The organism is Streptomyces botrytidirepellens (genome assembly GCF_003721215.1).
GTDB classification, from domain to species: Bacteria; Actinomycetota; Actinomycetes; order Streptomycetales; family Streptomycetaceae; genus Streptomyces; species Streptomyces himastatinicus.
The window spans coordinates 1-7,503 of the sequence record NZ_RIBZ01000711.1 but is presented as its reverse complement, the minus strand read 5'-3'; the positions used below and the strand labels follow the sequence as shown (position 1 = coordinate 7,503).

Here is a 7,503-nt window from a genome sequence, read left to right as displayed (position 1 = left end):
GCCAGGGTGACGCTCGCCACCCGCGGCCGGACCGCGGGCCGCCCGGGCGCGTTCGGCCGTACGCTGGCCGGTGTCCCAGGGCCCGGAGGCGAGCACCGATCCGGCCGCGACGGCGAGGCCGACGGTGCCGGAGACGGCCACCAGCCGCCAGGTGCCGCGCTGTTGGGGCGGGGTGCGCCGCCAGCGGTCGTGGAGCCCGGTGCGGCGCCACAGGTCGCGGACCCGGCCGTGCCACGGCCGTTCCCGGACCGGGCGGTTCCACCAGCGGTCGCGGAGCCGGACCCCGACGGCGGCGACGCGGCGCCACTGGTCCCGCACCAGGGTCCGCCCGCGCGCGAGCAACTCCCTGAACTGCCGTGATCTGGCTTCAGGCACGACGGACCAGCCCCTTTCGCCACCACACACCTGCGTGGGGGACACTTAATCACCAGACGTATGTGTTGATCATGGAGGAGCCACCCGTGGAGTTCGACGTCACCATCGAGATCCCGAAGGGTTCGCGGAACAAGTACGAGGTGGACCACGAGACGGGGCGCATCCGTCTCGACCGTCGACTCTTCACTTCGACCAGCTACCCGGCGGATTACGGCTTTGTCGAGAACACCCTCGGCGAGGATGGCGACCCGCTGGATGCCCTGGTCATTCTCGACGAGCCGACGTTCCCCGGCTGCCTGATCAAGTGCCGTGCGATCGGCATGTTCAGGATGACCGACGAGGCGGGCGGCGACGACAAGCTGCTGTGCGTCCCCGCGTCGGACCCGCGGGTCGAGCACCTGCGTGACATTCACCACGTGTCGGAGTTCGACCGCCTGGAGATCCAGCACTTCTTCGAGGTCTACAAGGACCTGGAGCCCGGCAAGTCGGTCGAGGGGGCCAACTGGGTGGGACGCGCCGAGGCCGAGGCCGAGGTCGAGGCGTCCATCAAGCGCCTGGAGGCGTCCGGCGGCCACTGAGCCCCGACACCCGAACGGGCCGGCCTCAAGGTCGGCCCGTTCGTCGTTTACGCAGTTCAGAGCAGTGCGGCCGCAGGTCAGAAGCCGCGGGTGCGCTTGGCCGCGCGACGTCCCGAGGGGTCGTCCCCGCTGCCCGGGATCTTGAGGAACAGCCGGGCCGCCTCGCCACCCAGGTTCACCCCGATGGCAATCGCCAGGGCCAGTGCCGCCGCCTGGGTGAGGTGGGGGATGCCGCGGTCCAGATTTCCCTGGGCGAGGGCGAGCAGCCCGAAGTACGTCGCGCTACCGGGCAGCAGCGGCCCGATCGCCGCCGTGACGTACGGCAGCGCCGACGCGTAGCGGTAGCGGGAGAGCAACTGCCCGAAGAGGCCGACCAGCCCGGCTGCCACGGTCGTGGCGGCGACCGGCGGCACCTGGGCGGTGTCGGCGAGCGCGCCGTAGACCACCCAGGCGACCCCGCCGTTGAGGGTGGCGAACAGCACGGTGTGACGTTCCTGCTGGAGCAGGATGCAGAACGTCAGCGCCAGCAGCATCGCCGCCAGGATCTGGGTGACCGGCTCCGGCTGTCCCACCAACGCCGCCTCCGGGTTCAGCTTGGCGTTCAGCTGGAGCCCGCCGTACAGCACGGTGAGCACGCCGCAGACGATGCCGACGATCAGGTAGCCGACCTCCAGCAGCCGGGCGGCGGCGGTGATGTAATACCCGGTCAGCCCGTCCTGGACGCTCGCCACCAGGGCCCGCCCGGGGATCAGCGCGAACAGCCCACCGGTGATCACCGCGGACGACTGGAGTCCCGCGCCCATGAGGCTGAGCGCGATGCCCATCGCGGCGGGCGGCATCGCCGCCACCACGAACTGGTAGAACTCCGGCAGTCCGCGCCCGGACGCCAGCCACGCCAGCCGGTCGCCCAGCATCGCGCCGATCGCCGCCGCGAAGAACACCGGCCACGCACCGCCGACCAGCATGCTCGCCGCGCCCGCCAGCCCGCCGGCGGCCACGGTGAGCGCCCAGCCGGGGTAGGGGTGGCGGTTACGGCGGATCTCGGCGAGCCGCCGGTACGCCTCCTCCAGGGTGAAGTCGTCCTGCGAGGTGATGTCGTCGACGAGCCGGAAGACCGCGGCCAGCCGGTTGTAGTCGGTGCCCCGGCGGCGCACCGTACGGCTGGCGGTGACCGGGTCGTCGACCAGCGAGGGCTGGTAGCTGACCGACAGCAGGGTGAAGGTCACGGTCGGCTCGCAGCGGTGGAGCCCGTACGCGTGCGCCACGCCGAGCATCGCCGCCTCGACGTCCTCGGCGCCCTCGCCGCCCGCGAGGAGCAGCTCGGCGATGCGGAGAGTGAGATCGAGCACACGGGGGACGGCGGGGCCCGTGTCGTCCTGCGGATCGGTGCGCTCGGCCGGTGTCGGGCGCTCGCTGATCGGCATCCGCAGCATCGTGCGCATCCGGTCCTGCCAGGGCGAATTCTTGGTCAGCCGGACCATGGGTATGCCGTTCGGCGGCGTGAAGGCCGGGAAACCGCCGGTGGTCTGGTTGGCCGACGTGGTGACCCCGGCGGGCGGCACGAAGGCCGAGCTCTCGGTCTCGGGTGCGGTCAGCTCGGTGGCCAGCCCCTGGGGGATGGCGAACTCCGAGGTCGGGTGCTCACCATCGGGCGAGGGCGGCCTCGGTACGCCCTGGGGCGGTGTGAAGGCGCTGCGCGCCTCGTCGGACTGCGGCTTGCGGTTCTCCGCCGTATCTGCGTCCTGCGTGCCCGCGCCACGCTGCCCGTACTGTCGGTCCGACCCCACTGCCTCGCTCCTCGACCGCCTCCCCGTCACTTCTTCCAGCAGCCACGATGCATCATCGGCGGCCACCGCAGCCCATTGTGCGGGCAGGTGGCCGCCGAGTGGGAGTGGGGGCAGCGTGCGCGACGGGTGTGTAGTGGAGTGACCCCTGTGAAGTGACGGTGAAGATGCGCGTCGGACGGGAACGCCGGGCCGGTCGGCGCCCGGCGCGCCGCCCGGTCAGCGCTTGGCGTGGCAGCCGGTCAGCGCTTGGCGTGGCGGCCGCGCGGCCCCTGCTGGTCGGCCACCGGCCCGGCCGGTGCCTCGGCGGCCGCCTTCTTGGACTGGCTCCGGGCCCGCAGGAACTCGATCACGATCGGGATGACGGACAGCAGGACGATGCCGACGAGGATCAGCTCGATGTGCTTGTGGACGAAGTCGACCTTGCCGAGCGCCGCGCCCAGCAGGGTGACGCCCGAGCCCCACAGCACACCACCGACGATGTTGAAGATGATGAAGGAGCGGTAGTTCATCCGGCTCACGCCCGCGATGATCGGCGTGAACGTCCGCACGATGGGCACGAAGCGGGCCAGGATCAGCGACTTCGGGCCGTGCTTCTCGAAGAACTCATGCGCCTTCTCCACGTTCTCCTGTTTGAAGAACTTGGAGTCCGGGCGCTTGAACAGCGCCGGGCCGACCTTCCGGCCGAAGAGATATCCGACCTGGTCACCGATGATCGCCGCGGCGGCGACGCCCACGCACACCAGCCACAGCTCCTGCTTGATCACATCGGTGGTGACCAGCAGACCGGTGGTGAACAGCAGCGAGTCGCCCGGCAGGAAGAAGCCGATGAGCAGGCCGGACTCCGCGAAGACGATGGCCAGCACGCCGAGCAGCCCGAAGGTTTCGATCAGATAGTCCGGGTCCAGCCACTGAGGGCCGAGCGCGAGGGTGGTCACGGGTCACAGGCTCCTGGGTCGAGGGGTGCAGGCTCGTGCTCGTGCGAGGCCCGGCCGCAGGGTCGGGGTACGGACTGCTGCGGGGTCATCGCTTCACAGTGTGCCGCCCAAAGCTATCAACGCCGTGTGCGTGCCCGTGGTTCCCGCTGTCCGCCCGGCCCCCTCACACCCGAGGCTCCCTCAGCCGTGGCGCTCCGCGTTGGCCCGGATCGCGTCCCGGAGGTACGCGGCGAGCCCTGGCTTGGCCTTGTCGATGTTCTCGGTGAAGCGGTGATCCGTCACATAGTTCTCGGCGATGCAGGCGTGGAGCTCGTGGCCGCAGTCGTAGTGGTTCCGGATGATCCCCTGCCGGTGCTCCTCGGCGAGGTCCATCGCGGCCTCGGATTCCGGCCCGGCACCCGACTCCATGAGCGCGACGAAGCGGTCGTTGAGCGCGTCGGCCTCGGCCTGGATCCGCTGCCAGTCCTCCTTGGTGTACGAGGCCGCCCTGCGCTGCGACTCCCGGTACGCCTCGGTGTTCCCCCAGCGCTCCTCGACCTCGTCCGCGTACTGGTCCGGATCGAAGTCCCCGAAGACCTCGAACTTCTCCTCCGGGGTGAGATTGATGCCCATCTTCCGTGCCTCCATGGCGTGTTCGACGGCGGCGGCCATCTTCTGGAGCTGCTCGATCCGGTCGGTCAGCAGCGAGTGCTGACGCCGCAGGTGGGCCTGCGGATCCGCGTCCGGGTCGTCGAGGAGGACCGCCACCTCGTCGAGCGGAAAGCCGAGTTCCCGGTAGAACAGGATGCTCTGGAGCCGGTCGAGGTCGGCGTCGTCGTACCGCCGGTGCCCGGCCGTGCTGCGGGTGCTCGGGCGCAGCAGCCCGATCTCGTCGTAGTGGTGCAGCGTGCGCACCGTGACCCCGGCGAAGCCCGCGACCTGTCCCACCGAATAGCTCATGACCTGGTCCGCTCTCCCTGGTGTTCCGTACGGGCTCCACGGTGGCGCCTCACGTCGCGTGAGGTGCAAGTCCGGATGCCGAAATCATGCGGGCGCGATGCGCGTTCCCTGGCATCCTGCCGATTGTGCTGGGGATAACCGATCTTTCGACGTATCTGGCGGGCCTCGCCCTGATCATCCTGCTGCCGGGCCCGAACTCGCTCTATGTGGTGTCGGTCGCCGCCCGCCGCGGCCCCCGCACCGCCTACCGGGCGGCGGGCGGGGTGCTGTGCGGGGACGCCGTGCTGATGACGCTGTCCGCGGGCGGCGTGGCGTCGCTGCTCCAGGCGAGCCCGGCGCTCTTCGCCGTGGTGAAGTTCGCCGGCGCGGGCTATCTGACCTGGCTCGCGGTGGGCATGCTGCGCGGGGCGCGGAAGCTGTGGCGCCAGGGTCCGGGCAGCGCGCGGACCGCCGAGGCGGCCGAGACGGCCGCTGACGGCGCGGGTGCCGCGGACGGCACGGCGTCCGGGGCGGTCGAGCGGCCCTACCGCCGGGCCCTGGTCGTGAGCCTGCTGAACCCGAAGGCGATCCTGTTCTTCATCTCCTTCTTCGTGCAGTTCGTCGATCCGGAGTACGCCCATCCGGCGCTGTCCTTCGTGGCGCTGGGCCTCTGGGCGCAGCTGTTCAGCATCACCTATCTGTCCCTGCTGATCTTCGGCGGTACGTATCTCGCGGCCGTCTTCCGGCGGCGCAAGCGGCTGACGGCCGGGCTGTCGGCGGGCGCGGGGGCGGCGTTCCTGGGCTTCGCGGCGAAGCTGTCGCTCAGCAGCGCGGGCTGACGGCCACGGGCTGACAGCGCGGGATCCGGGCGGCGCGGGATCCGGGCGGCGCGGGATCCGGGCGGCGCGGGATCCGGGCATTTGCGCCATATGTCCGTAATTTAACGAGCATGGCACTTCACGGCGGCAGGCGCGACGCGGCAAAGCGGCCCGACATCTCGGTCAACCCCTTCTACGGCGTGGCCGATCCGGTCAGCGGCATGACGACGAACCCGCCGCGCCGCTGCCTGCCCGACGGGCCCATGGCCCCCTCGGCCGCCTACCAGCTGGTGCACGACGAGCTGATGCTCGACGGCAACGCCCGTCAGAATCTCGCCACCTTCGTCACCACCTGGATGGAGGCACAGGCGGGGCGGCTGATGTCCGACTGCCGGGACAAGAACATGATCGACAAGGATGAGTACCCGCGCACCGCGGAGCTGGAGCGGCGCTGTGTGACCATCCTGGCCGACCTGTGGCACGCCCCCGACCCGCATACGGTGATGGGCTGCTCCACGACGGGGTCGAGCGAGGCGTGCATGCTCGCCGGACTGGCCTTCAAGCGGCGCTGGGCCAAGCGCAACCCCGTCCGCTATCCGGCCACCGCCCGGCCCAATCTGGTCATGGGGATCAACACACAGGTGTGCTGGGAGAAGTTCTGCGCCTACTGGGAGGTGGAGCCGCGGCAAGTGCCCATGGAGGGCAACCGGTTCCACCTCGACCCCCGGGCCGCCGCCGAGCTGTGCGACGAGAACACCATCGGGGTCGTCACCGTGCTCGGCTCGACCTTCGACGGGTCGTACGAGCCGGTCGCCGAGGTGTGCGCGGCCCTGGACGACCTCCAGGAGCGCACCGGGCTCGACGTACCGGTCCACGTGGACGGCGCCTCGGGCGCCATGGTGGCGCCCTTCCTCGACACCGACCTGATGTGGGACTTCCGGCTGCCCCGCGTCTCCTCCATCAACACCTCGGGGCACAAGTACGGCCTGGTCTACCCGGGGGTGGGCTGGGCACTGTGGCGTACGCCGGAGTGCCTGCCCGAGGAGCTGGTCTTCCGGGTCAACTACCTGGGCGGCGAGATGCCGACCTTCGCGCTCAACTTCTCCCGGCCCGGCGCCCAGGTGGCCGCCCAGTACTACACCTTCCTGCGGCTGGGCCGGGACGGCTACCGCGCCGTCCAGCAGACCTCCCGCGACGTGGCCTGCTCGCTCTCCGAACGCATCGCGGAGCTGGGCGACTTCCGGATGCTCACGCGCGGCGACGAGCTGCCGGTCTTCGCCTTCACGACGGCGGAGGAGATCACCAACTTCGACGTGTACGACGTGTCGCGGCGGCTGCGCGAACACGGCTGGCTGGTGCCCGCGTACTCGTTCCCGGCGAACCGCCAGGACCTGTCGGTGCTGCGGGTGGTGTGCCGCAACGGCTTCTCGGCGGACCTGTCCGACCTCTTCCTGGACGACCTGCGGACGCTCCTGCCCGAACTGCGGAAGCAGTCGGCGCCGATGGAGCGGCCCGAGGAGGTCGCCACGGCCTTCCACCATTGAGCGCGGTGCCCGCCGCCGGGGTCAGCGCGCCTGAGCGGTGGCGCGGAGCAGCTCGACCCTGCGCCGCACGGCCTCCAGGGCGCCCGGCCTGCGGCCCGGCACCCGGCCCCGCAGATCGATCAGCATCGGCGCGAGGGCATGCGCCCGGGCCGGTTCCTGGACGAACTGCCACTGGTGGTGGGCCCGGTCCACGGCGCCCTCCACCTCGGGGTGTCCGGTCGGCTCGCCGTTGCCCAGCCGGGCATCGGCCACCGCCAGCCACAGCTCACACGCGCGGGCCGGATCCCCGGCGATCCGGGCGAGGTCGGCGCGGACCTCCAGCCAGTGGATCGCGTCGGAGGAGCGCGGCCCGGCCGACCGGAGGGCCTCCTGCTCCCAGGCGGCGGCCATCGAGGCGGCCTCGCTGTGGCGTCCGGCGTGCGCGGCCTCGAAGATCGCGGCGTGCGGATCGGGAATGGGCTCGGGCGCCCGTCGTCCGGGCTCCGGCCGCCGGGCCGGTATGGACTCCGGCGCCGGGGCGCTCCCGGCGGCGGGCGCGGCGGCCGCGG

Annotated in this window: 6 protein-coding genes and 2 pseudogenes; 3 read left to right on the top strand and 5 right to left on the bottom strand. The window is 71.3% G+C overall.

The features are described from left to right. A pseudogene (locus EEJ42_RS51375) lies at positions 1-375 on the bottom strand (hypothetical protein); the annotation flags it as partial. 86 nt (positions 376-461) lie between these two features. Here EEJ42_RS51375 and EEJ42_RS36605 point away from each other — a divergent pair. Further along, on the top strand, positions 462-953 hold the full coding sequence (locus tag EEJ42_RS36605; RefSeq protein WP_009716864.1) for an inorganic diphosphatase: 492 nt from the start codon (positions 462-464) through the stop codon (positions 951-953). Between the two features lie 77 nt (positions 954-1,030). On the opposite strand, the gene EEJ42_RS36600 is transcribed toward EEJ42_RS36605, so the two are convergent. From EEJ42_RS36600 to EEJ42_RS36590, 3 genes are all read right to left on the bottom strand, one after another. Beyond that, positions 1,031-2,740: a threonine/serine exporter family protein gene (locus EEJ42_RS36600; protein WP_123106501.1), complete on the bottom strand. Its 1,710-nt coding sequence runs from the start codon at positions 2,738-2,740 to the stop codon at positions 1,031-1,033. A gap of 239 nt (positions 2,741-2,979) precedes the next feature. Beyond that, a complete protein-coding gene (locus tag EEJ42_RS36595; RefSeq protein ID WP_123106500.1) occupies positions 2,980-3,675 on the bottom strand; it encodes a DedA family protein in 696 nt (231 codons plus the stop codon). A 180-nt stretch (positions 3,676-3,855) separates the two neighbouring features. Continuing rightward, a complete protein-coding gene (locus EEJ42_RS36590) occupies positions 3,856-4,614 on the bottom strand; it encodes a MerR family transcriptional regulator (RefSeq protein WP_123106499.1) in 759 nt (252 codons plus the stop codon). Positions 4,615-4,739: 125 nt separating this feature from the next. Here EEJ42_RS36590 and leuE point away from each other — a divergent pair, with 125 nt between their 5' ends. Both leuE and gad read left to right on the top strand, forming a co-directional pair. Continuing rightward, the gene (gene leuE, locus EEJ42_RS36585) at positions 4,740-5,432 is read left to right on the top strand and encodes a leucine efflux protein LeuE (protein WP_123106502.1); all 693 of its coding nucleotides are present in this window, start codon (positions 4,740-4,742) and stop codon (positions 5,430-5,432) included. Between the two features lie 110 nt (positions 5,433-5,542). Beyond that, positions 5,543-6,955 carry a glutamate decarboxylase gene (gene gad, locus EEJ42_RS36580; RefSeq protein ID WP_123106498.1) on the top strand — a complete coding sequence of 471 codons (1,413 nt, stop codon included), beginning with the start codon at positions 5,543-5,545 and terminating at the stop codon, positions 6,953-6,955. A 21-nt stretch (positions 6,956-6,976) separates the two neighbouring features. Here gad and EEJ42_RS36575 read toward each other — a convergent pair. Further along, positions 6,977-7,503 (bottom strand): annotated as a pseudogene (locus tag EEJ42_RS36575) (hypothetical protein); the annotation flags it as partial.

What these genes read in the sequence shown, in the direction of transcription:
- gad (WP_123106498.1), top strand. Translation starts at nt 5,543, where the DNA reads ATGGCACTTCACGGCGGCAGGCGCGACGCGGCAAAGCGGCCCGACATC.
- EEJ42_RS36590 (WP_123106499.1), bottom strand. Translation starts at nt 4,614, where the DNA reads ATGAGCTATTCGGTGGGACAGGTCGCGGGCTTCGCCGGGGTCACGGTG.